Annotated in this window: 25 protein-coding genes and 1 riboswitch; of the genes, 10 read left to right on the top strand and 15 right to left on the bottom strand. The window is 76.4% G+C overall.

What is annotated here, in order from left to right:
• Window positions 1–31: 31 nt before the first annotated feature.
• The gene (locus tag ACFSHS_RS18265; RefSeq protein WP_376879148.1) at window positions 32–298 is read right to left on the bottom strand and encodes a metal-sensitive transcriptional regulator; all 267 of its coding nucleotides are present in this window, start codon (window positions 296–298) and stop codon (window positions 32–34) included.
• Between the two features lie 91 nt (window positions 299–389).
• Here ACFSHS_RS18265 and ACFSHS_RS18260 point away from each other — a divergent pair, with 91 nt between their 5' ends.
• From ACFSHS_RS18260 to ACFSHS_RS18230, 7 genes are all read left to right on the top strand, one after another.
• Entirely contained in the window at window positions 390–1,052 is a 663-nt protein-coding gene (locus tag ACFSHS_RS18260; RefSeq protein WP_376879146.1) for an HAD family hydrolase, read from the top strand.
• A 145-nt stretch (window positions 1,053–1,197) separates the two neighbouring features.
• A complete protein-coding gene (locus ACFSHS_RS18255) occupies window positions 1,198–2,208 on the top strand; it encodes an iron ABC transporter substrate-binding protein (protein WP_376879143.1) in 1,011 nt (336 codons plus the stop codon).
• Between the two features lie 176 nt (window positions 2,209–2,384).
• Window positions 2,385–3,809 carry an ABC transporter permease gene (locus ACFSHS_RS18250; protein WP_376879141.1) on the top strand — a complete coding sequence of 475 codons (1,425 nt, stop codon included), beginning with the start codon at window positions 2,385–2,387 and terminating at the stop codon, window positions 3,807–3,809.
• Complete coding sequence (locus tag ACFSHS_RS18245) at window positions 3,806–4,915, top strand: ABC transporter ATP-binding protein (protein ID WP_376879139.1); 1,110 nt, start codon at window positions 3,806–3,808, stop codon at window positions 4,913–4,915. Before ACFSHS_RS18250 ends, ACFSHS_RS18245 begins: the two co-directional genes overlap by 4 nt.
• 65 nt (window positions 4,916–4,980) lie before the next feature.
• A complete protein-coding gene (locus tag ACFSHS_RS18240; RefSeq protein WP_376879137.1) occupies window positions 4,981–5,799 on the top strand; it encodes an aldolase in 819 nt (272 codons plus the stop codon).
• An 8-nt stretch (window positions 5,800–5,807) separates the two neighbouring features.
• A complete protein-coding gene (locus ACFSHS_RS18235) occupies window positions 5,808–6,647 on the top strand; it encodes an NAD-dependent epimerase/dehydratase family protein (protein WP_376879135.1) in 840 nt (279 codons plus the stop codon).
• Complete coding sequence (locus ACFSHS_RS18230) at window positions 6,644–7,330, top strand: glycosyltransferase (RefSeq protein WP_376879133.1); 687 nt, start codon at window positions 6,644–6,646, stop codon at window positions 7,328–7,330. Before ACFSHS_RS18235 ends, ACFSHS_RS18230 begins: the two co-directional genes overlap by 4 nt.
• 4 nt (window positions 7,331–7,334) lie before the next feature.
• On the opposite strand, the gene ACFSHS_RS18225 is transcribed toward ACFSHS_RS18230, so the two are convergent.
• From ACFSHS_RS18225 to ACFSHS_RS18180, 10 genes are all read right to left on the bottom strand, one after another.
• Window positions 7,335–8,771 (bottom strand): hypothetical protein, encoded by a 1,437-nt coding sequence (locus ACFSHS_RS18225; RefSeq protein ID WP_376879131.1) that lies wholly within the window; start codon window positions 8,769–8,771, stop codon window positions 7,335–7,337.
• Window positions 8,768–9,151: a cobalamin biosynthesis protein gene (locus ACFSHS_RS18220; RefSeq protein ID WP_376879222.1), complete on the bottom strand. Its 384-nt coding sequence runs from the start codon at window positions 9,149–9,151 to the stop codon at window positions 8,768–8,770. Before ACFSHS_RS18220 ends, ACFSHS_RS18225 begins: the two co-directional genes overlap by 4 nt.
• Window positions 9,151–9,996 (bottom strand): energy-coupling factor ABC transporter ATP-binding protein, encoded by an 846-nt coding sequence (locus tag ACFSHS_RS18215; protein WP_376879129.1) that lies wholly within the window; start codon window positions 9,994–9,996, stop codon window positions 9,151–9,153. Before ACFSHS_RS18215 ends, ACFSHS_RS18220 begins: the two co-directional genes overlap by 1 nt.
• The gene (gene cbiQ / locus ACFSHS_RS18210; protein ID WP_376879126.1) at window positions 9,993–10,730 is read right to left on the bottom strand and encodes a cobalt ECF transporter T component CbiQ; all 738 of its coding nucleotides are present in this window, start codon (window positions 10,728–10,730) and stop codon (window positions 9,993–9,995) included. The genes ACFSHS_RS18215 and cbiQ overlap by 4 nt, the downstream gene beginning before the upstream one ends.
• Window positions 10,727–11,047 (bottom strand): energy-coupling factor ABC transporter substrate-binding protein, encoded by a 321-nt coding sequence (locus ACFSHS_RS18205; RefSeq protein WP_376879124.1) that lies wholly within the window; start codon window positions 11,045–11,047, stop codon window positions 10,727–10,729. Before ACFSHS_RS18205 ends, cbiQ begins: the two co-directional genes overlap by 4 nt.
• Window positions 11,044–11,724 (bottom strand): energy-coupling factor ABC transporter permease, encoded by a 681-nt coding sequence (locus ACFSHS_RS18200; RefSeq protein ID WP_376879122.1) that lies wholly within the window; start codon window positions 11,722–11,724, stop codon window positions 11,044–11,046. Before ACFSHS_RS18200 ends, ACFSHS_RS18205 begins: the two co-directional genes overlap by 4 nt.
• The gene (locus ACFSHS_RS18195; RefSeq protein WP_376879120.1) at window positions 11,711–13,111 is read right to left on the bottom strand and encodes a cobyrinate a,c-diamide synthase; all 1,401 of its coding nucleotides are present in this window, start codon (window positions 13,109–13,111) and stop codon (window positions 11,711–11,713) included. The genes ACFSHS_RS18200 and ACFSHS_RS18195 overlap by 14 nt, the downstream gene beginning before the upstream one ends.
• A 103-nt stretch (window positions 13,112–13,214) precedes the next feature.
• Window positions 13,215–13,829, bottom strand: coding sequence for a cob(I)yrinic acid a,c-diamide adenosyltransferase (gene cobO / locus ACFSHS_RS18190; RefSeq protein WP_376879117.1), 615 nt, complete (start codon window positions 13,827–13,829; stop codon window positions 13,215–13,217).
• A 3-nt stretch (window positions 13,830–13,832) separates the two neighbouring features.
• On the bottom strand, window positions 13,833–15,896 hold the full coding sequence (locus ACFSHS_RS18185) for a putative cobaltochelatase (RefSeq protein WP_376879114.1): 2,064 nt from the start codon (window positions 15,894–15,896) through the stop codon (window positions 13,833–13,835).
• A gap of 92 nt (window positions 15,897–15,988) precedes the next feature.
• Window positions 15,989–16,123, bottom strand: a riboswitch (cobalamin riboswitch).
• 67 nt (window positions 16,124–16,190) lie between these two features.
• On the bottom strand, window positions 16,191–17,714 hold the full coding sequence (locus tag ACFSHS_RS18180; protein ID WP_376879111.1) for a cobyric acid synthase: 1,524 nt from the start codon (window positions 17,712–17,714) through the stop codon (window positions 16,191–16,193).
• A gap of 51 nt (window positions 17,715–17,765) precedes the next feature.
• Here ACFSHS_RS18180 and cbiE point away from each other — a divergent pair, with 51 nt between their 5' ends.
• Together cbiE and cobM are read left to right on the top strand one after the other, a co-directional pair.
• Window positions 17,766–19,007 (top strand): precorrin-6y C5,15-methyltransferase (decarboxylating) subunit CbiE, encoded by a 1,242-nt coding sequence (gene cbiE, locus ACFSHS_RS18175; RefSeq protein ID WP_376879109.1) that lies wholly within the window; start codon window positions 17,766–17,768, stop codon window positions 19,005–19,007.
• Complete coding sequence (gene cobM, locus ACFSHS_RS18170) at window positions 19,004–19,747, top strand: precorrin-4 C(11)-methyltransferase (RefSeq protein ID WP_376879106.1); 744 nt, start codon at window positions 19,004–19,006, stop codon at window positions 19,745–19,747. Before cbiE ends, cobM begins: the two co-directional genes overlap by 4 nt.
• Here the strand turns inward: cobM and ACFSHS_RS18165 are convergent.
• A complete protein-coding gene (locus ACFSHS_RS18165; RefSeq protein WP_376879104.1) occupies window positions 19,744–20,835 on the bottom strand; it encodes a cobalt-precorrin-5B (C(1))-methyltransferase in 1,092 nt (363 codons plus the stop codon). The genes cobM and ACFSHS_RS18165 overlap by 4 nt on opposite strands.
• Window positions 20,836–20,861: 26 nt before the next feature.
• On the opposite strand from ACFSHS_RS18165, the gene ACFSHS_RS18160 reads away from it, so the two are divergent.
• Window positions 20,862–21,599: a cobalt-precorrin-6A reductase gene (locus ACFSHS_RS18160; protein ID WP_376879102.1), complete on the top strand. Its 738-nt coding sequence runs from the start codon at window positions 20,862–20,864 to the stop codon at window positions 21,597–21,599.
• Here ACFSHS_RS18160 and ACFSHS_RS18155 read toward each other — a convergent pair.
• From ACFSHS_RS18155 to ACFSHS_RS18145, 3 genes are all read right to left on the bottom strand, one after another.
• The gene (locus tag ACFSHS_RS18155; protein WP_376879100.1) at window positions 21,587–23,083 is read right to left on the bottom strand and encodes a precorrin-2 C(20)-methyltransferase; all 1,497 of its coding nucleotides are present in this window, start codon (window positions 23,081–23,083) and stop codon (window positions 21,587–21,589) included. The genes ACFSHS_RS18160 and ACFSHS_RS18155 overlap by 13 nt on opposite strands.
• Window positions 23,080–23,700 (bottom strand): precorrin-8X methylmutase, encoded by a 621-nt coding sequence (locus ACFSHS_RS18150; protein ID WP_376879098.1) that lies wholly within the window; start codon window positions 23,698–23,700, stop codon window positions 23,080–23,082. Before ACFSHS_RS18150 ends, ACFSHS_RS18155 begins: the two co-directional genes overlap by 4 nt.
• A gap of 112 nt (window positions 23,701–23,812) precedes the next feature.
• Window positions 23,813–25,051 carry an HNH endonuclease gene (locus ACFSHS_RS18145; protein ID WP_376879095.1) on the bottom strand — a complete coding sequence of 413 codons (1,239 nt, stop codon included), beginning with the start codon at window positions 25,049–25,051 and terminating at the stop codon, window positions 23,813–23,815.
• Window positions 25,052–25,106: the final 55 nt, after the last annotated feature.

Raw genomic sequence — 25,106 nt, 5'->3', positions numbered from 1 at the left:
CGCGTGCGGTGCCGGCGGTCCTCGCCGGCGATCAGGCGAGGGAGAGGAAGAGGCGCTCGAGCTCGCGGAGATCCACCTCGCGGGCGTCGCCGTCGTGGGTGGTCGAGCAGTGACGCATCCCGGTGGATATCACCGCGAAGCCGGCTCGACTCAGGGCCTTCGAGGCGGCGGCCAGCTGGGTGACGACGGCCGAGCAGTCCCGACCGTCCTCGATCATGCGGACGATGCCGCCGATCTGGCCCTCGATCCGCTTGAGCCGCTTGACGACGTCCGCGAGCTCGTTCGGGGGGATGTCCATGGCGCCCACGGTAGATACCCCCGGGGGTATTGGCAACCTGGGGACGCCTCGGTGGCCGCAGGGGGAAGGGGTGGCCGGCCAGGATGTGGTCATGGCCTTCGTCACCTTCGACCTCTTCAGCACGCTGATCGACTCGCGGACCGGTGGGACGGCGGCCTTCGCGCAGATCGCAGGGGAGCGGCGGTGGCCGGTCGGCGCGCAGCCGGTCTACGACGAGTGGGACAGCCGCAACAAGTCGTCGCAGAAGGACACTGCCGGATGGCGGCCCTTCGCCGAGCACTCCCGCCGTGCTCTGGCCGACACCTACCGGGTGCTCGGCCTGGGCGGCGATCCGGACGTCGACGCGGGTCGCCTCCTGGACAGCATGTCCGAGTGGCCACTGTGGCCGGACGTGCCCCAGGCCCTGACCCGGCTCCGGCCGGGCCATCGGGTCGGTGTGCTGTCGAACGTCGACGACGCGGTGTTCGCGCGGACCCGGGTGGCGCCCCTGGTGAAGACCGGGGACGTGCTCACCAGCGAACGCCTGCACGCGTACAAGCCGCACCCCGCGATCTACCGCCGTGCCCTGGCGGCCGGGGTCGACGTCCATGTCCCGGCCTCCGCACGGGACACCCGCGGCGCGCTGGGGGCCGGGATGACCGTCGTCCGCGTCCGGCGACCCGGCCACTCCGTCGACCCGGCAGGGCCCCAGCCCTCGTGGGAGATCGACGACCTGAGCGGCCTGCCCGCCATCCTCGGCCGGCTGCCGGGCTGACTGCTCCACCGCGCGGCGCGGGGTCCGGGTACGCGCACCACTGCTCGGGGTGGGGCCCGGGACCGCCCCGCCCCTCCCGGGGGGATGATGTCGTGGTTAGGTGTGCCTGGCCTATCTCTCGGCCCATCCCACTGGAGGACCGCACGTGTCTTGGCCCCGCCGGGCGATCGCCGGGCTCGTCTCGTCCCTCGGCGCCGCCGTGGCGCTGGCCGGCTGCGGCACGGACGGCGATCCCCTCACCGTCTACAGCGCCCAGCACGAGAGCCTGATCCGCGCGATGCTGGAGGACTTCACCGAGGAGACCGGCATCGAGCTGGAGTTCCGCGACGCCAACGACTCCGAGCTGGCCAACCAGATCGTGCAGGAGGGCGAGGCGTCGCCGGCCGATGTCTTCCTCACCGAGAACAGCCCGTCGATCGACGTGGTCGACAAGGCCGGTCTGCTGGCGCCCCTCGACGAGTCGACCCTGGCGCAGGTGGGGGAGCAGTACCGGCCGGAGTCGGGCAACTGGGTGGGCTTCGCCGCCCGGTCGACGGTGCTCGCCTACAACCCGGCCGACATCTCCGAGCCCGAGCTGCCCGCCTCGATCCTCGACCTGGCCGCCCCCGAGTGGCAGGGCCGGGTCGGGATCGCCGCGGGTGGCGCCGACTTCCAGGCCATCGTCAGCGCCGTCCTCGCGACCCAGGGCGAGGACGCCACCCGGCAGTGGCTCACCGGGCTCGAGCGCAACGCGGAGATCTACGCCAGCAACACCGCGGTGATGAAGGCCGTCGACGAGAGCGAGGTCGACGTCGGCATCATGTACCACTACTACTGGTACCGGGACCAGGCCGAGGGCGGGCTGGTCGGCGACGACGCGGCGCTGCACTACTTCCGCAACCAGGACCCGGGCGCCTTCGTCAGCGTCTCCGGGGCCGGCGTCCTCGCCTCGTCCGACCAGCAGGAGGACGCGCAGCGGCTGGTCGAGTTCCTCACCAGTGCCGCCGCGCAGGAGCGGCTGGCCGACAGCGATGCCCTCGAGTACGCCGTCGGCGTCGGGGTCCCGTCGGCCGGGGTGCTGCCGCCGCTGGAGGAGCTCCAGGCACCCGACATCGACCCCGGCTCCCTCGACGCGCCGCTGGTCACCCAGCTCATGCAGGACGTGGGGCTGCTCTGACTCCTCCCGCGCTGCAGACCTCGGACCCCGGAGCGCCGGCCCGGCCGGCGAACCGGGGTCGTGGCGCATCCGGGCACGGCCGGCTGCGCCGGTCCCCGGTCACGCTCGCCCTGGCGGTCGCCGTCGCCGCGCTGGCCCTGCTGCCGCTGGGGTACATCGCCGCCTACACCGTCGACGTGGGCTGGTCGGGCATCCGCGAGCTGGTCCTGCGACCGCGCGTGGCGGAGCTGCTCTGGAACACCGCCCGGCTGGTGCTCGGGACGGTCGCCTGCTGCGCGGTGCTCGGGCTCGCTGCCGCGTGGCTCGTCGAGCGTTCCTCGGTCCCGGCCCGCCGGGTGTGGCACGTGCTCCTGGTGGCGCCGCTGGCCGTGCCGGCCTTCGTCAACAGCTACGCCTGGATCTCCCTGCTCCCCGGGCTGGACACCTACGCCGGCGCGCTGCTGATCGTGACCCTCTCCTACTTCCCGTTCGTGTACCTGCCGCTGGCCGCCGCCTTCCGCGGCCTCGACCCGGCCCTGGAGGAGACCGCCCGCGGCCTGGGACTCTCCAGCTGGGCGGTCTTCCTGCGGGTGCAGCTCCCACAGCTGCGCGTGGCCCTGCTCGGCGGCAGCCTGCTCGTGGCGCTGCACCTGCTCGCCGAGTTCGGGGCGCTGCAGATGCTGCGCTACCCGACCTTCACCACCGCCATCTACGACCAGTACCGCGCCACCTTCAACGGGCCCGGGGCGACCATGCTCGCCGGCGTCCTGGTCCTGCTCTGCCTGGCGCTCCTGCTCGCCGAGCTGCGGCTGCGGGGCCGCCGTGGCTACGCCGGGACCGGCCGGGGGGCCGCCCGTCCCGTGCGACCGGTCCGCCTGGGCCCCCTCACCGGGCCGGCCCTGCTCGCGCTCGCGGCCCTCGTGGGCCTGGCCCTTGTCGTGCCGCTCGGCAGCCTCGGTTACTGGATGGCCGCCGGCGCGTCTTCCGCCCTCGACTGGGCGCGCCTGGCGACCACCACGGGCACGACCCTGGCCCTCGCCGCGGCCGCGGCGGCGTTCACGACGGCGATGGCGGTGCCCACCGGATGGCTGGCGGTGCGGGCGCGCGGCCGGATCAGCACGCTGCTCGAGCGCAGCACCTACCTCGGCAGCGCCGTCCCCGGCATCGTCGTCGCCCTGGCCCTGGTGACGATCAGCATCCGGGCCACGCCGTGGCTCTACCAGACGGTGCCGGTGCTCCTGGCGGCCTACGCGATCCTGTTCCTGCCGCGGGCCATCGTCACCGTCCGCTCGGCGGTCGCCCAGGCGCCGCCGCTCTACGACGACGTCGCCGCCTCGCTGGGCTCCTCCGCGCCCGACCGGCTGCGGCGGGTGACCCTGCCCCTGCTGGCTCCCGGCATCGGCGCCGGCGCCGCGCTGGTGTTCCTCGCCGTCGTCACCGAGCTGACGGCGACCCTGCTGCTCGCGCCCACCGGAACGACCACGCTGGCCACGGCGTTCTGGTCGGCGAGCAGCGCCCTGGAGTACGGAGCGGCGGCGCCGTACGCGGTGATCATGGTGCTGCTCTCCGCCCCGGCTACCGTGCTGCTGTCCCACGACGCCCGACGAGGTCTGACCACATGAGCTCCCTGACCGTGAAGGACCTGACGAAGTCCTTCGGCGCCACCCCGGTGCTGACCGGGGTGGACCTGCACGTCCCCGGCGGGAGCTTCACCGCGCTGCTCGGGCCCTCCGGCTGCGGGAAGACGACCCTCCTCCGGCTGATCGCCGGCTTCGACGACCCCGACTCGGGCACCGTCGCCGTGGGCGACCGGGTGGTGGCCGGGGCCGGGCGCAGCGTCCCCGCGCGCCGGCGGGGGATCGGCTTCGTGCCCCAGGAGGGCGGGCTGTTCCCGCACCTGACCGTGGCCGGCAACATCAGCTTCGGGCTGCCCCGTCGGCAGCGCCGCGACGGGGGGCGGGTCCGCGAACTCCTCGCTCTCGTCGGCCTCGACGCGCACCTCGCCGACCGGGCCCCGCACGAGCTCTCCGGCGGGCAGCAGCAGCGGGTGGCGCTGGCCCGCGCGCTGGCTCCGGAGCCCTCGCTGGTCCTGCTGGACGAGCCGTTCTCCTCCCTGGACGCCGCGCTGCGCGAGGAGACGCGCGCCGCCGTCTCCCGGGCCCTCACCGCCTCCGGCGCCACCGCCGTGCTGGTGACCCACGACCAGGCGGAGGCGCTGTCGATGGCCGACCAGGTCGCGGTGCTCCGCGGCGGCCGGCTCGTGCAGCTGACCGACCCCCGGACCCTCTACCGCCGGCCTGGTGACCTCGACGTCGCCACCTTCGTCGGCGAGGCCGTCGTCCTGGACGCCGAGCTCCGGGGCGGCCGGGCGCACTGCGTGCTGGGCGCGCTGCCCTACGAGCAGGCGTCGGCCGGCGCGGTGCCCGACGGCCGCGCGCGGGTCCTCCTGCGTCCCGAGCAGCTCCGGCTGTCGACCCCCGCGGGAGCGGGGTCGGTCGCACGGGTGCAGGGCGTCGACTTCTACGGCCACGACTCGCGCGTGTGGCTGCGGCTGCCCGACGGCGGCCAGGTCACCGGCCGCCTGGACGGAGCGGACCTGCCCGCCGTCGGCGACGACGTCACCATCTCCGTGCGCGGCACCGCTCTCGCCTTCCCGGCCGGGGACGGCGGCGCCGGGCCGGCGGTGGCCGCGAAGGGGGCGCTCCGAGCCCCGGCGCCGCTCAGCTGACGCCGGCGGCGACCGCCGTGCGGGGCCCCGCGGGCGATGCGGTTAGGAAAGCCTAAGCTGCCCTCGTGGACCTCTTCCTCTTCACCGTCGAGCCGCGCTGGGGCGCCGACGTCGTGGCCGCCGGGGCGGCCGGGATCGTCGTCGACTGGGAACGCCGCGGCAAGGCCCGCCGGCAGCTGGGAGAGGGCACCCAGATCAACGCGGACACCCCCGACGACCTCGCGCGCATGCGCGCCGCGACCGACGGCCGGCTGCTCTGCCGCATCAACAGCTCCGGGCCCTGGACCGCGGCCGAGGTGGACGAGGCGATCGCCCGAGGCGCCGACGAGATCCTGCTGCCGATGGTGCGGACCCCTGAGGAGGTCGACCGCACGCTCGACCTCGTCGCGGGGCGCTGCGGCCTGGGCATCCTGATCGAGACGCAGGACGCCGTCGACCGGGCCGCCCAGCTCGCCCGCCGGCCGTTGTCGCGGATCTACGTGGGCCTCAACGACCTGCGCATCGACCGCCGGTCCACCGAGCTGTTCCGCCCCCTGGTCGACGGCACCGTCGACGACGTCCGCGCCGAGGTGGGGCAGCCTTTCGGCGTCGGCGGTCTCACGCTGCCGGAGAGCGGGTTCCCGGTGCCGAGCGCCCTGCTCGCCGCCGAGCTGGTCCGGCTGGGGACCGACTTCACCTTCCTGCGCCGGTCGTTCACCGCCGACATGGCCGGCCGCGACCCGTTCACCGAGGTGCCCCGGATGCTCGAGGCGCTCGCCGGGCTGCGGTGTGCCCGTCCGGCGGAGGCCGCCGAGCGCCGGGCGCGGTTCGTCGCCGCGGTGACCGGCGCCCCGGTCGACGCGGGCCCCGTCCGGGAACCGGCGGTCGCGGCCCGGCCGGCGTGAAGGCGCTCGTGACCGGCGCCGGCGGTTTCGTCGGCCGGCACCTGGTCGACCGGCTGCGGGCCGACGGCTGGGTCGTCACCGCCCTCACCCGAACCGAGGTCGACCTCACCGATCCGGTCGCGGCCGCCACGGCGGTGCGGACCGCCGATCCGGACGTCGTCTTCGCGCTGGCGGCCGGGCGGGCCAAGGCCACGCCGGAGGAGCGGGCGGCCACCGTGCTGGTCAACACCAGCCCGTGGCTGGTCGACGCCCTGCCGGAGCGGTGCCGGGCGGTCGTCCGCCTCGGGTCCTCCACCGAGTACGGCGCGTCCCCGCGTCCGCTGGCCGAGGACGCCGCCCTGCAGCCGCGTGGGTTCTTCGGCGCCACCAAGGCCGCCGGTTCGCTGCTCCTCCAGGCGGCGGCCGCCGAGCGGGGCGTGCGCGCCGCGGTGCTGCGCGCCTTCCAGGTGTACGGGCCCGGGGACCACCCGACCCGGCTGGTCCCCGTCGTCCTGTCCGCTGCCCGCACCGGCGCCACCGTGCCCCTGCCCGCGGCCGTGAGCCGGCGGGACTGGGTCTGGGTCGGGGACGTGGTGGACGCGTGCATCCGCGCCGCACTGGACGACGCCCTGCCCGGCGGCACCGTCCTCAACATCGGCACGGGCGTCCAGACCAGCACCGAGGAGCTCGTCGCCGTCGCCGAGCGCGTGACGGGCCGGCCGATCGCCACCGCGCCGGGCGGCCACCCCGGCCGCGAGTGGGACACCGCCGACTGGGTGGCCGACCCCTCCGCCGCCCGGCGGCTGCTCGGGTGGGAACCGACCGTCGACCTGGCGGAGGGGCTGGCTCGGACCTGGTCGGCGGCATGACCACGCCCCGGGTGTCGGTCGTCGTGCCCGTGTACGGGAACGCGGACACGCTGGGGACCCTCGCCGAGCGCCTGGCGACCGCCCTGGCCGGCCGGGACTGGCGGCTGCGGCTGGTCATCGACGCCTCGCCCGACGACAGCGTGGCCGTCGCGGGTGCGCTCGCCGCGGGCGATCCCCGCATCGCCGTCACCGGACTGACGGTCAACGTCGGTCAGCACGCCGCGCTCGCCGAGGGGCTGGCCGCCGAACCCGACGCCGAGGCCTGGGTGTGCCTGGACGCGGATCTGCAGGATCCGCCGGAAGCGGTGCCGGTGCTGCTCGACCGGCTGGCCGGGGGCGACGTCGGCGCCGTGTTCGCCGGCCGCCGGGGACGCTACGAGTCCCCGGTGCGGCGGCTCACCGGAACAGTGCACCGGTGGATCGCGGCCCGGCTGACCGGTCTGCCCCCCGACGCGGGCGCGTTCGTCGCGATGGACGCCGCCGTCCGCGCCGCCGTCCTCACCGCGGTGGCCGACGAGGGCGCGCCCAGCGTCGTCCTGGGCGTGGCCCGTGCGAGGGTACCGGTGACCAGCGTGCCGGTGGCGCGGGACCGGCGTCCCGTCGGCCGGTCGGCATGGACCGGCCGGGCCCGGCTGCGGCAGTCGGCCCGCTCGCTGGCCTGGGCCCTGCGCCGCCGCCGCTGAGCGCTCAGCGCTCCCAGCGCTGCAGCACGAGGTCGGTCTTGCTCCCCGGGAACTCGCGCTGCTGGACCCGCCGGAACCCCTCGGCCGCCAGGATCCGGTCGTCGTCGGTGCGCACGGGCAGCCCCTTCACCAGCCGGCGGACCAGCCACACCCGGTCCTCCTCGACCGGCGCGTCGTCGGGTGGCAGCACGACATCCGGTCGGAGCCCGGGCGCCAGGGTGCGGACGTAGTGGTCGAGCCCGGTGGCCGAGCGCAGGTCGGCGGCGACGATCGGCTCACCGGGGCGGTGCACGTGCGCCAGCAGCCGCACCAGGTCGTCGGACCGTTCCCGGGGCGGCCGGTCGAACAGCGGCTGCGAGGCCACGAGCGAGCAGGCGAGGAGCAGCCCCGCGACCGGGGCGCGAGCGGCGCGGGGCACGGTGAGCGCGCCTGCCGCGGCGAGGACGCCGAGCCCCAGCAGGCCGGTGAGCAGGTAGCGCGGGAAGTAGACCGGGCGCACCAGCTCCGCGGCCAGGAGCAGGAGCAGCGGCACCAGCACCCACGAGGCGGCCACCACCCGCACCCCGGCGGCGCGCACCGCCCCGAGCACGGCGAGGCCCGTCGTCAGGTACAGGAGCGGGTTCTCACCGGCCGTCCAGGCGCGCGCCGCGAGGTCGGCCAGGGTGCCGCCGGTGTCGCGCACGTGCTGGGCGTTGCGGTCGCCGGTGCCGTTGAGCAGGTTCAGCGCCACCAGCGCGACGGTCGGCAGCGCGGCCACGGCCCCGGTCAGGACCACGGGCACGGCTTTCCGTCCGCGCAGCACGACCGCGGCGACGACGAACGCGGCCAGGGCGGTGACGGCGTACCAGTGCGCCAGGCCCATCGCGGCGCCCGCGAGGCCGAGGAGCACCAGGCCCCTGCCCTCCTGCAGCCACCGGGCCAGGGCGAGCGCGGCACCGCCGGTGGCCAGCACCGCGAGCCCGTAGCTGCGCGCCTCCACGGCCTGCTCGAGCAGCAGGGGACTGCAGGCGAGGACGCACCCGGCCAGCACCCCGGTGGCCCGTCCGGCGAGCCGCGCGACCGCCCGGGTGACGAGGGCCAGCCCACCGGCCGTGGCGACGAGGGACAGGACCCGCAGCGAGGTGTCCCCGCCCAGCCCGGGCAGCGCCATCCACGCGTGGACGACGACGTAGTAGGGGCCGTTGTAGGACGGCGGCACGCCGGCGAGGTAGCTCGTCGTCCCGGTGCCCTCGGCGATCGCGGTGAGGATGTCGGGCAGCGGCAGCCGGGCCACCTCGGCGGTGAAGAGCTCGTCGTACCAGAGGCCGTGGCCGGGGACGAGGAGCACGGCCCCGAGGACGAGCACGAGCAGCGGCGCGAGGAGCTCGGCCGGCGTCCACCGGGGCGGCCCGGCCGAGGGCGGCGCGGCCGGGGCGCCGGTGCGGAGCGCCGTCGTCGTCACCCCAGCAGGTTAGGCGACCCTTCCCGCCGCTCCGGCGGCGGCGCGGCCACGGCGACCGTCACCCGGCCGCGCACGGTCTTGCCGACGACGAGCTCCCCGCCCCCGAGCAGGGCGGCCGCTTCAGCCACCGACGGCGTCCCGGCCAGCGCAGCCACGCGGGCCGACGGCGACGGCACGGCGACGGCGGCCAGCTCGGCGGGGGAGTACCCCGTCAGCGGCCATCCGCGACGCGCGGCCGCCGCCACCGGACCGGCCTCCGCCACCCGTGCGGCCAGGCCCGCCAGCCGGACGTCCCCGGCCCCGACGGGGAGGACGGCGTCGACGGCGGCCAGCAGCTCGTCAGCGGTGACCCCGCGGACCGCGCCGAACCCGACCGTGATCAGGTCGGCACCCCGGGCCGGTCGGGGAGCGCCGCGAGCAGGCTCGCGGCGTCCCGGGGCAGCGTGCCGCCGGGAAGGAGCCCGAGCTCCCGGAGCCGGGCGCCGACCGCCAGGGCCCAGGGTCGCTCGAGCCGGGCCCGCGCGAGCAGGACGTCGTCGCCGAGCACGTCGAGGGGCGCGCCCTGCACGACCGCCCGGTCGACGACGACGGCGACCTCGTCGGCCCAGCGCAGCGCCAGGTCGACGTCGTGCGTGCTCATGACCACCGTCGAGTCGTGCTCCTCCAGGCGGGCGAGCGCCGCCAGCGTCTCGGCCACGGCGGAGGGGTCGAGCCCGGCCGTGGGCTCGTCGAGCAGCAGCACGCACGGTCGCATGGCAACGGCGCCGGCGATCGCCACGCGCTTGCGCTCGCCGTAGGACAGCTGGTGGGTGGGGCGGGCCGCCAGGTGGTCGACGGCGAGCAGGGCGAGGGCCTCGGCGACCCGCGCGCGCACGGTCTCCTCCGGCAGCCCGAGGTTGAGCGGCCCGAACGACACGTCCTGCGCCACGGAGGCGCTGAACAGCTGGTCGTCGGGGTCCTGGAGGACCAGCTGGACCTCCTGCCGGTGGGCCCGCAGTCCGGCTCTGGAGTGCCGCAGCGGCACGCCGTCGACGGTGACGGTGCCGGCGAGCGGGCGCAGCGCGCCGGACAGGCAGCGCAGCAGCGTGGTCTTCCCCGAGCCGTTCGCGCCGAGCACGGCCAGCCGTCGTCCCGCCGGCACGGTCAGCGCGGCGCCGTCCAGGACCGGCCGTGCCCGGTCGTAGCCGACCACCAGCCCGGTCCCCGCCAGCGTCCGGTGGCTCATGCCAGCACCGTGCCGGCGGTGACGATCGCGCCCAGCCCCACCAGGGTCGCGGCGAGGAACGCCCGGGAGCTGGGCAGGACCTCGGGGAGCACCCGCAGGCCGGTGTCCATGCCGCGTCCGGCCAGGCCCTCCTGCAGCCGGCGCGCGCGGTCCCAGGACCGGACGAGCACGGCGGCGGCCAGCGCGCCGGAGGACCGGTACGAGCGGCGCACCGAGGAGTGGCCCATCCGCGCCGTCTGGGCCTCGCGGATGGTGCGCAGGCTGTCGAGCAGGACGAACAGCAGCCGGTAGACGACCGAGGCGACCTCGACCACGGCCGCGGGGACGCCGAGCCGACGCAGGGCGGGCAACAGGTCGGACACGGGGGTGGTCGTGGCGAGCAGGAGGACGGCGGTGCTGCCGGCGACCGCGTGCGCGGTCAGTGACCCGGCCCGGGCAGCGGCGTCCGGTGCCCAGCCGAGGCCGCCACCGCCCACCTGCACCACCGCGGTGAGCGCGCCGACGCCGATGAACGCCAGCGGCCAGCGCACCGCCCGGCCGAAGGTCCGCGGCGGCACGCGGGCGGGGCCCAGGGCCAGGACGGTGGCGGTCAGCGCCACCAGCCCGCTCCCCGGCCACGCCGGCAGGGCGAGCGCACACACCACGAGGCCCAGGCAGAGCACCAGCTTGTCGGCGGGTGAGCGCCGCCGCCAGGCGCTGCTCCAGGCGGCGTCGTCGATCGCCAGCCCGCTCACGGCTCGCCGGCCCCGGGTTCCGTCGTGGACGTCCCGGGGGCCCGCCGTCCGCGCAGCCGGCCGAGCGCGTAGCCGAGCACGCCGCCGCCCAGGGCGGCCTGGAGGGCGAACAGGCCCGACTCGACCTCGGCCGACGACGGGCGGAGGACCGACTCGAACCAGGGCTCGTAGCCGGGGTGGTCCTCCTCGATCGCCGTCGTCGCCAGGCCGTCGGTGCCCGCGAACTCCGCCGTCCCCCGGTCGAGCAGCAGGGGAAGGGCGAACAGGGCGACGACGCCCAGCACGAGCAGCGCGGTGACCAGGCGGCGGCGGTTCACGGGGCGGCCTCCGGGGCGGGCCGCAGGAGGCCGAGGCGCTCCAGCTCCGGCCGGGCGTTCGCGGTCAGTGCCCGGAACAGCAGCACGCCCAGCAGCCCCTCACCGATCGCCAGCGGGATCTGGGTGAGCGCGAAGACGCCGAGGAACTTCGCCACCGCCGCGGGGATCCCCCCGGAGGCGTCCGGGAAGGCGAGCGCCAGCTGCAGCGACGTCGTGACGTAGGTGGCGAGGTCGGCCACGACCGTGCCGACGAAGACGCCGGGCAGGAGGCCGGCACCGAGGGCGCGGGTGAGGCGGTAGGCGCCGTAGCCGGTCCACGGGCCGACGACCGCGAAGGCGACCGCGTTGGCGCCCAGCGTCGTGAGCCCCCCGTGGGCGAGCAGCAGCGCCTGGAACAGCAGCACGACGGTGCCGAGCAGGGCCATCACCGGCGGGCGGAACAGGATCGCGCCGGCGCCGGTCCCCGTGGGATGGCTGGAGCTGCCGGTCACCGACGGCAGCTTGATCGCGCTGAGCACGAAGGTGAACGCCCCCGCCGCGCCCAGCAGCAGGGTCGATTCCGGGTTCTCACGAACCTCGCGGACGACGGCCCGCGCGCCGTGCACCACGAACGGAGCGGCGGCGACGGTCCAGCCGATGGCGTGCGCCGGCGGCAGGAACCCCTCAGCGATGTGCATGCAGCTGCTCCGATCGTCCGGCGCCGACCGCGCACGCGGAGGCGAACCGTCCGGCGATCGCCGGGGCGCCCGCCCAGTTCAGGTGCAGGTAGGAGGCGTGCACGCCGCCGTGCACGAACCCCTCCGGCCCCTCGCTCGACCACTGCCACGCGGGCACGGGTCCCGAGGTCGGGTCGGCGGCGGTGCGGTGGAACTCGTGGCCGCGCACGCGGGTGCCCGCCGGCGCGAGCACCGAGTCCGCGGGCGCCACCGCCGCGCGGTAGCCGAGGGTCAGCCGCGGGGCCATCGCCGTCGCGACGTCGAGCACCCCGCACATCGGGACGCCGTCGAGCTCCCGGGCGAGGTACAGGAGCCCGGCGCACTCGGCGGCGATCGGCGCGCCGCGTGCGGCGAGGGCGGCCACGTCGGCGCGCAGCGGCGCGTTGGCCGAGAGCTCCGCGGCGTAGATCTCCGGGAACCCGCCGCCGATCACCAGCCCGGCCGTGCCGTCGGGCAGCGCCTCGTCGCGCAGCGGATCGACGGTCACCACCTCGGCGCCGGCGGCGGCCAGCAGCTCGGCGTCCTCGGCGTAGCCGAAGGTGAACGCCGGTCCACCGGCCACGGCGATCCGCGGCCGGCCGGGAACGGCGGGCACCTCGGCCGCGGGGTCCCAGGGCGCGGCGTCGAGCGGGGGAGCGGTGCGGGCCAGGGCCAGCACGGCGTCGAGGTCCACGCCGTCGGCGACCACTTCCCCCAGCCGGGTCACCGTGGCCAGCGCGTCGGCGGAGCGCTCGGCCGCGGGCACCAGGCCCAGGTGACGGGAGGGGGTGTGCAGCTGGTCCAGCCGCCGGAGCGCGCCGAGGACCGGCACACCGGCGGCGCCCAGCGCCTCCCGCAGGATCGCCTCGTGCCGGTCGGTGCCGACCCGGTTGAGGATCACGCCCCCGAGCCGCACGCCCGGGTCGAAGGTGGCGAAGCCGTGCACCAGCGCGGCGACCGACCGGGCCTGCGAGGAGGCGTCGACCACGAGGACGACCGGTGCCCGCAGCAGCCCGGCGACGTGCGCGGTGGAGGCGAAGCCGGGCTCCACCGAGGGATGCGTCGCGCCGTCGAACAGGCCCATGACGCCCTCGACGACCGCGACGTCGGCCGGGGCGGGGTGCAGGGCACCGCGCAGGAAGAGCGGGGCGATGCGCTCCTCGCCGACCAGCCAGGGGTCCAGGTTGCGGCCGGCCCGGCCGGCCGCGAGCCCGTGGTAGCCCGGGTCGATGTAGTCGGGCCCCACCTTGTGCGGCGAGACGGCCAGCCCCCGGGCGGTGAGGGCGGCGATGAGCCCCGTGCTCACCGACGTCTTCCCCGCGTTGCTGCTCGGGGCCGCGACCACGAGCCGCGGGACGGCGACGCTCACCGCCGTCCCCCCGTGCGGTCGATCATCGGCGGATGGCTGCCGCCGTCGGGCGTGTCGACAGCCACCCGCCGATGATCGACGCCACGGGACGCCACCGAGCTCGTCACCACTCGATCCCCCGCTGGCCCTTCTGACCGGCGTCCATCGGGTGCTTGACCTTGGTCATCTCGACGACGAGGTCGGCGGCCTCGACCAGCTTCGGGTGGGCGTCGCGCCCGGTGACGACGACGTGCTGGTTGCCCGGCCGCCCGGCGAGCGTCTCGACCACCTCGTCGACGTCCACCCAGCCCCACGTGATGGGGTAGGTGAACTCGTCGAGCACGTAGAACCGGTGCGCCTCGGCGGCGAGGTCGCGGGTGATCTGCGCCCAGCCCTCGGCGGCGTCGGCGGCGTGGTCCACCTCGGTGCCCTGCCGGCGTGACCAGCTCCAGCCGCTGCCCATCTTGTGCCAGACGACCGGCCCACCCTCACCGGTCTGCTCGTGCAGGCGGCCGAGGGCGGTCAGCGCGATCTCCTCGCCGACCTTCCACTTGGCGCTCTTGACGAACTGGTAGACCGCGATCGACCAGCCCTGGTTCCAGGCGCGCATGGCCATGCCGAACGCGGCGGTGGACTTGCCCTTCATCTCGCCGGTGTGCACGGCGAGGATCGGCCGGTTGCGGCGCTGACGCGTGCTCAGCCCGTCGTCCGGGGTGACGGCGACCTGTCCCTTCGGCATGCGTCAGGCCGCCCTCTTCGCGCCGCGCACCGTGGCCGCGAGCGCGTCGGCCGCCAGCTCCTCCAGCCGCAGCGTCCGCGCGCCGAGGTGGGCGCCGAGGGTGGCGGCCAGCCCCAGCCGCACCGGGCCGGACTCGCAGTCGACGACGACGCTCGCCGTGCCCGCCGACGCCAGGAGCGCCGCGGCCGCATGGGCGTCGCCGAGGTGGTTGCCGCCCCGGGCGCCCGTGGCCCGGCCGTCGGTGACGACGACCAGCAGCGGGCGTCGCTGCGGATCGCGGACCCCCTCGACCCGCAGCACCTCCTGCGCCCGCAGCAGGCCGGCGGCCAGCGGCGTCCGCCCGCCGGTGGGCAGGTCGGTCAGCCGCGCGGCGGCCGCCTCCACCGACCAGGTGGGCGGCAGCGCCAGCTCGGCGGCCGCCCCGCGGAACGTCACCAGCCCGACCTTGTCGCGGCGCTGGTAGGCGTCCAGGAGCAGCGACAGGACGGCGCCCTTGACCGCGCCCATGCGCGCCCGCGACCCCATCGAGCCGCTGGCGTCGACGACGAACAGGACCAGGTTGCCCTCGCGGCCCTCCACCGTGGCCTGGCGCAGGTCGTCCCGCGCGATGCGCAGCGCGGGGCCGGTGCGGCCGCGGGCGACCTGGTGCGGGGCGGCGGCGAGGACGGTGTCGGGAAGGTGCAGCCTCGTCACGGCGCCGGCCGGACGACGGGAGCCCACCACGCGCCCGCGCACGGCGCGTGCCCGTGACCGCCGGCCGGCCGCGCCCGCTCCCACGCCGGGCACCTCCAGGCGCCGGGTGCGGAACGGGTCGGTCGGGGCGGCCGCGGCCCGCTCGGGTGCGGGTGCGGGTCCGGGGTCCGCCTGGTGCGCACCGTCCCCGCGCGGCGCGGTCCCCGGAGCTTTCTGCACCGGACCCTGGCCGTCGGGCTCGCCGGCCGATGCGTCGGCGCCGGGACCCCCCGGCGGCGGGGTGCCGCCACCGCCACCACCGCCGCCGTCGGGGCCGCCGTGGGGGCCGCCGCCGTCGGGGCCCTCGTCGTCCGGGCTGTCGTCGTCGGGGCGGGCGTCGGAGAGGGCCTGCTCGAGCGTCTCGTCGTCCAGGCCGGGGGCGTCGAACGGGTTGCGGCGCCGGCGGTGGGGCAGCGCCAGCCGGGCGGCGACCCGGACGTCGTCCTCGGTGACGGCGTCGCGACCGGACCACGCGGCGTGCGCGACGGCCGCCCGGGCGGTGACCAGGTCGGCGCGCAGGCCGTCGACGTCGAAGGCCGCGCACACGGCGGTGACCTGGCGCAGCGCGGCGTCCGAGAGCACGACGTGTGGGAGCTGGGCGCGGGCCCCGGCGATGCGGGCCGACAGCGCCGCCTCCTCGCCGGCCCATTGCTCGGTGAACGCCGCGGGCTCGGCGTCGAAGGCGAAGCGCCGCCGCACCACCTCGGCGCGGACGTCGGGGTCGCGGGGGGCGGCCACCTCGACCGTGAGGCCGAAGCGGTCGAGCAGCTGGGGGCGGAGCTCGCCCTCCTCGGGGTTCATCGTGCCCACGAGCAGGAAGCGGGCCGCGTGCCGCACGGACACGCCCTCGCGCTCCACGTAGGCGGTGCCCAGGGCGGCGGCGTCCAGCAGCAGGTCGACCAGGTGGTCGTGCAGCAGGTTGACCTCGTCGACGTAGAGGACCCCGCGGTGGGCGGCGGCGAGCAGCCCGGGCTCGAAGGCCTTGACCCCCTCGGTGAGCGCCCGCTCGAGGTCGAGGGCGCCGACGACGCGGTCCTCGGACGCGCCGACCGGCAGCTCGACCAGCCGCGCCGGCCGGGTGTGCCCGGCAGCCCCGGCGTCGTGGGGGCCGTCGGGGCAGCCCGGGTCGGGAGCGGCCGGATCGCAGGCGAAGCGGCAGCCGGGGACGACGTCGACGGCGGGCAGGACGGCGGCGAGCGCGCGCACCGCCGTCGACTTGGCCGTGCCCTTCTCGCCGCGGACGAGCACCCCGCCGACGGCGGGGGAGACGGCGTTGAGCACGAGCGCCAGCCGCATGTCGTCCATGCCGACGACGGCGCCGAAGGGGAAGTTCACGAGTCGCTGACCGGGGTCCGGCGCACGGTGCGTTCCTCTCCCCGGGTGTCCGTTCATCCGCGGTGGCCCGGAGTGGCAGGGACGACGGCGGGAGTCTCCTGGCTTCCGGATCGACGTCCGTCCCCGGCCTTCCCACCCCCGAGCGAGCTCGGGCGCAGTGGCCGTGCGTGGGGACGGGCTCCCCGGTCACAGTGGCGGGACCGCGCCGGGATCTCACCGGGCTTCCTCCACTGCCGTCGCGTGGCGCCGTCATTCGACCACAGCCCGCCCGGGCGCGGACAGCCCGTCCTCGCCTCAGCGGGTTCCGGCGCCCGGGGGGAGCAGGGGCAGCCCGGGCGGTGGCCCGGTCTCGACCAGCCGCCACAGCGCGTCGGTGTCGGCGTGTTCGGCGACGAGGTCGCCCAGCCGGTCCAACCGGGTCTCCCGGACGGCGGCGAAGTCGGTGCCCGGGGCGACGGTGAAGCGCCGGCCGGCGATCGCGGCGACCTCGGTGAGGAAGGCGCGCCGGAAGCCGTCGTTCTCCAGCGCGCCGTGCCACGTCGTCCCGAAGACCGAGCCCGCGCGGGCGCCGTCGAGGAAGGGCTGCGCGGTCCGGTCGCCGTGGAGGTCGACGGTGACGACGCCGTGGTGGATCTCGTACCCGCGCACCGGCCGGCCGAGAGCCTCGCCGACCGGCCGGCCCAGGGTCTTCTCCCGGTGGAACCGCACGTCCGTGGGCAGCAGCCCCAGCCCGGTCACCGTGCCGGCCCGGGACTCCACCTCGTCGGTGATCGTGCGGGCCAGCATCTGGTGGCCGCCGCAGATGCCGAGCACGGGCGCGCCCGTCGCCGCGTGCCGGGCGACGGCGTCGGCCAGGCCCGACCGGCGCAGCCAGTCCAGGTCGGCGACGGTCGATCGGGTGCCGGGCAGCACGACGAGGTCGGCGTCGGCCAGCTCCTCGGGCCGGGTGACGTAGCGGACGAGGACCCCAGGCTCGGCAGCGAGTGCGTCGAGGTCGGTGAAGTTCGACAGCCGCGGCAGCCGCGCCACCGCCACGCGCAGCACCTCCGCACCGAGGGGCGGTCCTCCCGAGGACGCGCCGGGAACGTCCAGCGAGTCCTCGACGTCCAGTTCCAGCCCGCCCAGCCACGGCAGGACGCCGAGCGTCGGCCGGCCGGTCAGCCGAGCGAGCTCCGCCAGGCCCGGCTCGAGCAGCCGGACGTCGCCGCGGAACTTGTTCACCAGGAAGCCGGCGACCAGCCGCTGGTCGGCCGGCGGCATCAGCGCCACGGTGCCGTAGAGGGCGGGGAAGACGCCGCCGCGGTCGATGTCGCCGACGACCAGCACGGGCAGGTCCGCCGCCGTGGCCAGGCCCATGTTGGCGATGTCGTCGGCGCGCAGGTTGATCTCGGTGGGCGACCCGGCGCCCTCGCAGACGACGACGTCGAAGCGGGACCGCAGGTCGTCGAGGCAGGCCAGCACCTGGTCGAGCAGCGCCGCCTTCATCGGCCGGTAGGACAGCGCGGTGACGTCGGCGACCGGCCGGCCCAGGACGACGACCTGGCTGGAGTCGTTCCCGCCCGGCTTGAGCAGCACCGGGTTCATCGCCGCCTCGGGCTCGACGCGGGCGGCCGCGGCCTGCATGACCTGGGCCCGTCCGATCTCGGCCCCGTCGGCGGTGACCATCGAGTTGTTGCTCATGTTCTGCGCCTTGAACGGCGCCACCGAGACGCCCTGGCGCACCAGCCAGCGGCAGATCCCGGCCGTGACGACGGACTTGCCGGCGTCCGACGTCGTCCCCGCCACGAGCAGCGCGCCGGTCCCGCTCCTGGTGCTCACGGCGCACATGGTGCCAACCGCCCGCTCCGGGCCTCCCTAGGATCGGCCGTCATGCATGCCGCCGACCTCGGAGGGGCCCCCGCCGCGCTCAGCCCCCCGGTCGTCGTCGTCGGCCTCGGCGCCGACGGCTGGGACGGCCTGGCACCCCGGTCCCGCGCGGAGATCGAGGCGGCCGAGGTGCTGATCGGGAGTGCCCGTCAGCTGCACCTCGTCCCGGTCTCGGTCGCTGCGGAGCGGGTGCCGTGGCCGTCCCCGCTCAGCGAGGCCCTGCCCGGCCTCGTCGAGCAGGCCGGCCGCGCCGTCGTGGTCCTCGCCAGCGGCGACCCGATGCTGTCGGGGATCGGCACCACGCTGACCCGCCTGCTGGGGGCCGATCGGGTGCGGGTGCTGCCCGCCCCGTCGTCGGTGTCGCTGGCGTGCGCGCGGCTGGGCTGGGCGGTCGAGGACACGGCCGTGGTGACGCTGGTGGGGCGGCCGGTCGAGCTGCTGCACCCGCACGTCCAGCCCGGGCGCCGGCTGCTGGTCCTCGGCTCCGACGGGGGTACGCCGGCGCAGGTCGCCGCGCTGCTCGCGCGGCGGGGGTACGGGGCCAGCGTCGTCACCGTGCTGGGCGACCTGGGTGCCCCGGACGAGACGCGGCACGCCGGCACCGCCGCTGGCTGGTCGGCCGCCGTCCCGGCCCTGGCGGTCACCGCTGTCGAGTGCCGGGCCGATCCGGGGACCGTGCCGCTGCCCACGGTGCCGGGGCTGCCCGACGAGGCATACGAGTCCGACGGGCAGCTGACGAAGTCCGACGTCCGGGCCGTCACGCTGGCCCGCCTCGCTCCGGTGCCCGGTGGACTGCTGTGGGACGTGGGCGCGGGCTCGGGCTCCATCGGGATCGAGTGGATGCGGACGCACCCCTCGTCCCGCGCGGTGGCGGTCGAGGCGTCGGCCGAGCGGGCCGGGCGGATCACCCGCAACGCCGCGCGGCTCGGCGTTCCGTACCTGCAGGTGGTGGTCGGCCGGGCGCCCGAGGCGCTGCAGGGCCTGGCCCGGCCGGATGCCGTGTTCATCGGTGGCGGGCTGACCACGCCGGGTCTGCCGGAGGCATGCTGGGAGGCGTTGCCGCCGGGGGGCCGGCTGGTCGCCAACGCGGTCACGGTGGAGAGCGAGGCGGTGCTGGCCGCGTGGTTCGCCCGCGCGGGCGGAGATCTGCTGCGGCTCGGGATCCAGCACGCCGAGCCGGTCGGGCGCTTCACCGGCTGGAAGCCGGCCATGCCGGTGACGATCTGGACGGTGGTCAAGCCGTGACCGTCCACTTCATCGGTGCCGGACCCGGCGCCGCGGACCTCATCACGGTCCGGGCGGCGCGGATCGTCGGGAGCGCGCCCGTCTGCCTCTACGCCGGGGCGCTCGTGCCGCGGGAGCTGCTCGACACGGCGCCGGCCGGCGCCCGGCTGGTCGACACCGCGCAGCTCGATCTCGACCAGATCACCGCCGAGCTGGTCGCCGCCCACCAGGCAGGCCTCGACGTGGCCCGGCTGCACTCGGGCGATCCGTCGGTCTACAGCGCGATGGCCGAGCAGATGCGCCGGCTGGACGCGGCGGGCGTGCCCTACGACGTCGTCCCCGGGGTGCCGGCGTTCGCCGCCGCGGCCGCCTCGCTCAAGCGGGAGCTGACCGTGCCGGGCGTGGGGCAGACGGTGATCCTCACCCGCACCTCCGCCCGGTCCACCCCCATGCCTCCGGGGGAGGACCTCGCCACGCTCGGCGCCTCGCGCGCGACCCTGGTGCTGCACCTGGCGGTGCAGCGGATCGCCGAGCTCGTGCCCGAGCTGGTCCCCAGCTACGGGCCCGACTGCCCCGTGGCCGTGGTCGCCCGCGCCAGCCGCGACGACGAGCTGATCCTCCGGGGCACGCTCGCCGACATCGCGGCCCGGGTGCAGGAGGCCGACGTGAAGCGGACGGCGGTGGTGATCGTCGGCTCGGTGCTGGCGGCGGAGGAGTTCCCCGACAGCCACCTGTACTCGACCACCAGATGCCGCCCTTAGGCCCGGCCCACCACGTTCCCGGCGCGGTCGATCACCACGACATCCACCTCGACCGGGGCGCCGCGGAGCACGCCGAGGGCGGTGTCCCGGGCGCCGGCCGCGACGAGGTCACCCAGCGGGAGGCCGTCGGCCTGGCACTGCTGGAGCGCGTCGAGGGCGGTGTTCGCCGCCCGCACGCGCGCGACCAGCTCCGGGGAGCCGCCGGCGCCGGCCACCAGCGCGGCGAGGGCGTCGGGCGAGACCTGGGAGCGGCCCGAGTGCAGGTCGAGGTGGCCGTCGGCCAGCTTCGCGAGCTTGCCGATGCCGCCGGCGATCGTCAGCCGGGGCACCGGGTGGCGGCGCAGGTACTTGAGCACGGCTCCGGCGAAGTCCCCCATGTCGAGCAGCGCGTCCTCCGGCAGGCCGTACAGCTCCGTCACCACCCGCTCGCTGGTCGACCCGGTGCACCCGGCGACGTGCCGGTGCCCGGCCGCCCGGGCGACGTCGATGCCGCGGCGGATCGAGTCGATCCACGACGAGCACGAGTAGGGGACGACGACGCCCGTCGTCCCGAGGATCGACAGCCCGCCGAGGATGCCGAGCCGGGGGTTCCACGTCCGCCGGGCCAGCTCCTCGCCGTTCTCGACCGCGACCTCGACGACGACGTCGCCGGTGCCACCGTGCCGGGCCGCGACGGCGGCGACGTGCTCGCGGACGAACTGGCGGGGCATGGGGTTGATCGCCGGCTCACCGACCGCCAGGGGCAGCCCGGGCTTGGTGACCGTGCCCACCCCGGCGCCGGCCCGGAAGGTGACGCCGGTGCCGGGCTCGCCGTGGGTCACCCGCACCGAGACGAGGGCGCCGTGGGTGACGTCGGGGTCGTCGCCGGCGTCCTTGACGATGCCGGCGGTGGCCGCGCCGTCCTCGAGGAGCTCCGTCGCCAGGGCGAACGACGGGTGCTTGTCGTTCGGGAGATGGATCTGCACCGGGTCGGGGAACTCGCCGGTCAGCAGCGCGGTGTAGGCGGCCGTGGTGGCGGCGGTGGCGCAGGCGCCCGTCGTCCAGCCGTACCGCAGCCCGGTGCTGCGCTCCCTGCCCGCCGTCGTCACCGGATCAGCATGCCTGGACGGCGCGCGTGACCGGCCGGGTGCTGGTGCTCGGCGGCACGGGGGAGGGGCGGCGGCTCGCGGCCGCCCTCGTCGCGGCCGATGTGGACGTCGTCAGCTCGCTGGCCGGGCGGGTCGCCGACCCGGTGCTGCCCGCGGGGGAGGTGCGCATCGGCGGCTTCGGCGGTGCCGAGGGCCTGGCGGCGTGGCTGGCGGCCACCCCGGTCGCCGCCATCGTCGATGCCACCCATCCGTTCGCGGCGGCCATGACCGCCTCGGCCGCCGGAGCCGCGCGGCTCACCGGCACGCCGCTGCTGCGCCTCCAGCGGCCGGGCTGGACGGCCGGTCCGGGCGACGACTGGCGGTGGGTGGACTCCGTGGCCGAGGCCGCGGACGCCGTCTCGGGCTTCGGGTCGGTGCTGCTCACCACCGGACGGCAGGGCCTGGCCGCCTTCGCCGGGCTGCCCGGCCGGTGCGTGGTCCGGTCGGTCGACCCGCCGGCGCCGCCCCTGCCCGAGCGGACCACGGTGGTCCTCGCGCGGGGGCCGTTCACCGTCGAGGAGGAACTGGCGCTGATGCGCCGGCACGCGGTCGACGTCGTCGTCACCAAGGACAGCGGCGGCTCCATGACCGCGGCCAAGCTGTTCGCCGCCCAGCAGCTCGGGCTGCCGGTGGTGCTGGTCCGCCGCCCTCCGCTGCCGCCGGGTCTCGAGGTGGTCGCCACCGTGGAGGAGGCGGTCGCCTGGGTGCGCGCTCAGGCGGGATAGGTCCGCGGCGTCCAGACCGCACCGGCGGATCCGACGCGGGTCTGCGAGGAGCCGATCAGCACCAGGCAGCGCATGTCGACGGTCGTGGGGTCGAGGTCACCGAGCGTGGTGACGGTCAGGCGCTCCTCCGGGCCGCCGACGTCGCGGCCGACGACCACGACGGTGTCCGGCGACCGGTTCTCCAGCAGCACCTTCTGCGCCTCGCCCAGCTGGTGCGGGCGGTGCCTCGACCGGGGGTTGTAGAGGGCGATCACGAGGTCGGCCGCTGCCGCGTGCCGCAGCCGGTCGACGACCACGTCCCAGGGCTTGAGGACGTCGGAGAGCGACAGCACGCAGAAGTCGTGGCCCAGCGGCGCGCCGACCCTGGCGGCGACGGCCTGGGCGGCGGTCAGCCCGGGCACGACCCGCACCGGGACGCCGGCGAACTCGGGCCGGCCGGCGACCTCCAGCACCGCCGCGGCCATGGCGAAGACACCCGGGTCGCCGCTGGAGACGACCGCGACCCGCCGTCCGGACCGTGCGAGCTCCAGGGCGTGGGCGGCGCGGTCGGCCTCCACCCGGTTGTCGCTGGGGTACCGCTCCTGGCGCGGGTTGACCGGCACCCGGGCCAGGTACGGGCCGTAGCCCACGAGGACGTCCGCGCACGTGAGGGCGTCGGCGGCCTCCGGCGTCGTCCAGTGGCGGGCGCCGGGCCCGAGCCCGACGATGACGACCTCGCCGACCTGCCCGCCTCCGGGCGCGGGGCGGCAGGGGACGGGCATCTCGCCGGTCAGCGGGCTCGGCAGGAGGGCGAGGGAGAAGTACGGCACGCTCGCGGGGTCGACGTCGGCCAGCGGCAGCGTGCGCTGCTGGTTCGTGGTTGCCCGCTCGACGTAGAGGGCCCGGTCGAGGACGCCGGCGCGGTCGAAGGCCTCCCGGACCTCGGGGAAGGTGCGGCCGAGCTTCATGACGGCGGCGGAGTCGGTGCCGGCGAGCCGCTCGGCCAGCGCGTCGGCGCCCAGCGTCCCGGGCAGGACGGTGAGCACCTCGTCGCGTTCGACCAGCGGCCGGCCGACCGCCGCGGCGGCGCCGCTAACGCTGGTGACGCCGGGCACGACCTCGGTCGGGTACCGGTGGGCCAGGCGTTTGTGCATGTGCATGTACGAGCCGTAGAAGAACGGGTCGCCCTCGGCCAGGACGACCACGTCACGCCCGGCGTCGAGGTGCGCGGCAAGCCGGGCGGCCGCGGACTCGTAGAACTCGTCGATCGCCCCCTGGTAGCCGCCGGGGTGGTCGGTGGTCTCGGTGGTGACCGGGTAGACGAGCAGCTCCTCGACCTGCCCCTCGCGGAGGTAGGGCGCTGCGACGGACCGGGCCACCGAGCGACCGTGCCGGGCGGCGTGGAACGCGACCACGTCGGCCGCGCCGATGAGCCGCGCGGCCTTGACGGTGATCAGCTCGGGATCGCCGGGCCCCAGCCCGACGCCGTACAGCCGCCCGGTCACTCGGCCTCACTCGCGATCGCGTTCACCGCGGCCGCGGTGATGGCGCTGCCCCCGCGCCGGCCGCGGACGACCAGGAACTCCAGGTCCGAGGCGGCGAGCGCGTCCTTCGACTCGGCCGCCCCGATGAAGCCGACCGGGATGCCCAGGACGGCGGCCGGCCGGGGCCCGCCCGCGGCGACCATCTCGAGCAGGTGGAACAGCGCGGTGGGCGCGTTGCCGATGGCGACCACGGCGCCGTCGAGCCGGTCGCGCCAGAGCTCCAGCGCCGCGGCGGTGCGGGTGGTGCCGAGCTCGGCGGCCAGCCCGGGGGTGCGGGGGTCGTCCAGGGTGCAGACGACGTCGTTGTCCTTGGGCAGCCGGTGCCGGGTGATGCCGGACGCCACCATCTGCGCGTCGCAGAGCACCGGTGCGCCGCCGTCCAGGGCCTCGCGGGCCCGCTCCACGACGGCGGGGGAGAAGGCCAGGTCGTCGACCAGGTCCACCTGACCGCAGGCGTGGATCATCCGGACGGCGACCCGCGCGACGTCCTCGGGCAGCCGAGCCAGGTCGGCCTCGGCGCGGATGGTGGCGAACGACTGCCGGTAGATCTCGGCGCCGTCCTTCTCGTACTCGTACATGCGGTGCGCGGGTCTCCGTCGACTCGGGGTGCGGCGCGTTGAGGGCGCGCTGCCCCGGCGAGGCTACGTCCGGGCCGTGCTGCGGTCGCCCCCGGGAGCACGCCGACATGCGTCAGCGCACGGCGAGCACTGGTTCGGCGATGAGGATCTCGGTGTCGTCGGGGCGGAAGGTTCGCCATCGTCCGCCGGGATCTCGCTGGACGCGGAAGCCGTGGCGGACCTTGGTGTGGTGGCGCTCGCACAGCAGCGCCGCGTTCGCCAGCGAGGTCTCCCCGCCGTCGATCCAGTGCAGCAGATGGTGGACGTCGCACCAGTGGGTCGGGGCGGCGCAGCCGGCGAACACGCAGCCTCGGTCGCGCAGCTCCACGGCCCGCCGCAGGTGGGGCGGCACGACGCGGTGGGTGCGGCCGAGGTCGAGCGGGGTGCCCTCGGGGCCGAACACCACCCGGCTGATGTTGCCGTCGCAGGCCAGCCAGCGGGCCCGGGCCGCGGAGACGGTGGCCCCGAAGCCGGTGGCCCCGAAGCCGGTGGTCCCCGCGCCCGGGCCGAGCGCGGGGTCGACCAGGTCGGGCAGGTCGATGCGCACGATCACGTGCGGCTTCACCGTCCGCAGCGTCGGCAGCCCACCGGCGGCCAGGGCGTTGTCGGCGGCCTGCACCAGCGCGTCGCCCAGCTGCTGGGCGCGGGTGCGCAGATCCCCGGAGGGCCGGTCGGCCTGCACGAAGGACTCCAGCGCCGCGGCCGGCTTCTCCCCGCCCACCGCATCCAGCTCGAACCGGCCGCTGACCGTGCCGTCGGCGTGCTTGGCCAGCGTGAGGGACCGGTGCTCGGTCGGGTCGGGTTCGGTGCCGTCGAGGTCCAGGCAGGCCAGGTAGTGCTGCACCAGGCGGCGCAGCCGGTCGAACGGTGCGCCGGCCGCCACGGTGGCCAGGGCGTCGTCGACCGCGGCGAGGTCCACGCCCTGCCCGGCGGCCGCGGCCACCCGCTCGGCGCTGACCACCGGGGTGGTCACGGCGACCTGCTCGGCGCTCACCGCCCCGGCCGAGAACGCCGCGGCCAGCGCCGGCAGCTGCTCCAAGGCCCGGCCGTGGCGGACCAGCCGGGCGATCTCACCGGCCGAGAGCCGCACGTGGCTGCGCAGCCACGGCTTCATCGACTCCAGCCCGTCGTGCTCGGCGGCCCGGGCCAGGTCCGCGGCCCGGACGGTGCGGGTCAGCTCGGCGTCGATCCGGTTGCGGGCGGCCACCAGCTCCGCGGTCCGGTCCAGCAACTGCGGCCCGACCAGGGCGTGCAGATCCTCGGCCGCGAGGGCATCGAGGCCGACCGCAGCTCTCCCACGACACCTCCCCACGATGCGAACGTATGTTCGGATCATACCGTCGTGAGTGCGCCCGGGCGACCCGAAT

It is taken from the genome of Blastococcus deserti (assembly GCF_042682525.1).
Classification (GTDB): domain Bacteria; phylum Actinomycetota; class Actinomycetes; order Mycobacteriales; family Geodermatophilaceae; genus Blastococcus_B; species Blastococcus_B deserti.
This window is presented reverse-complemented; position numbering and strand designations above follow the sequence as displayed.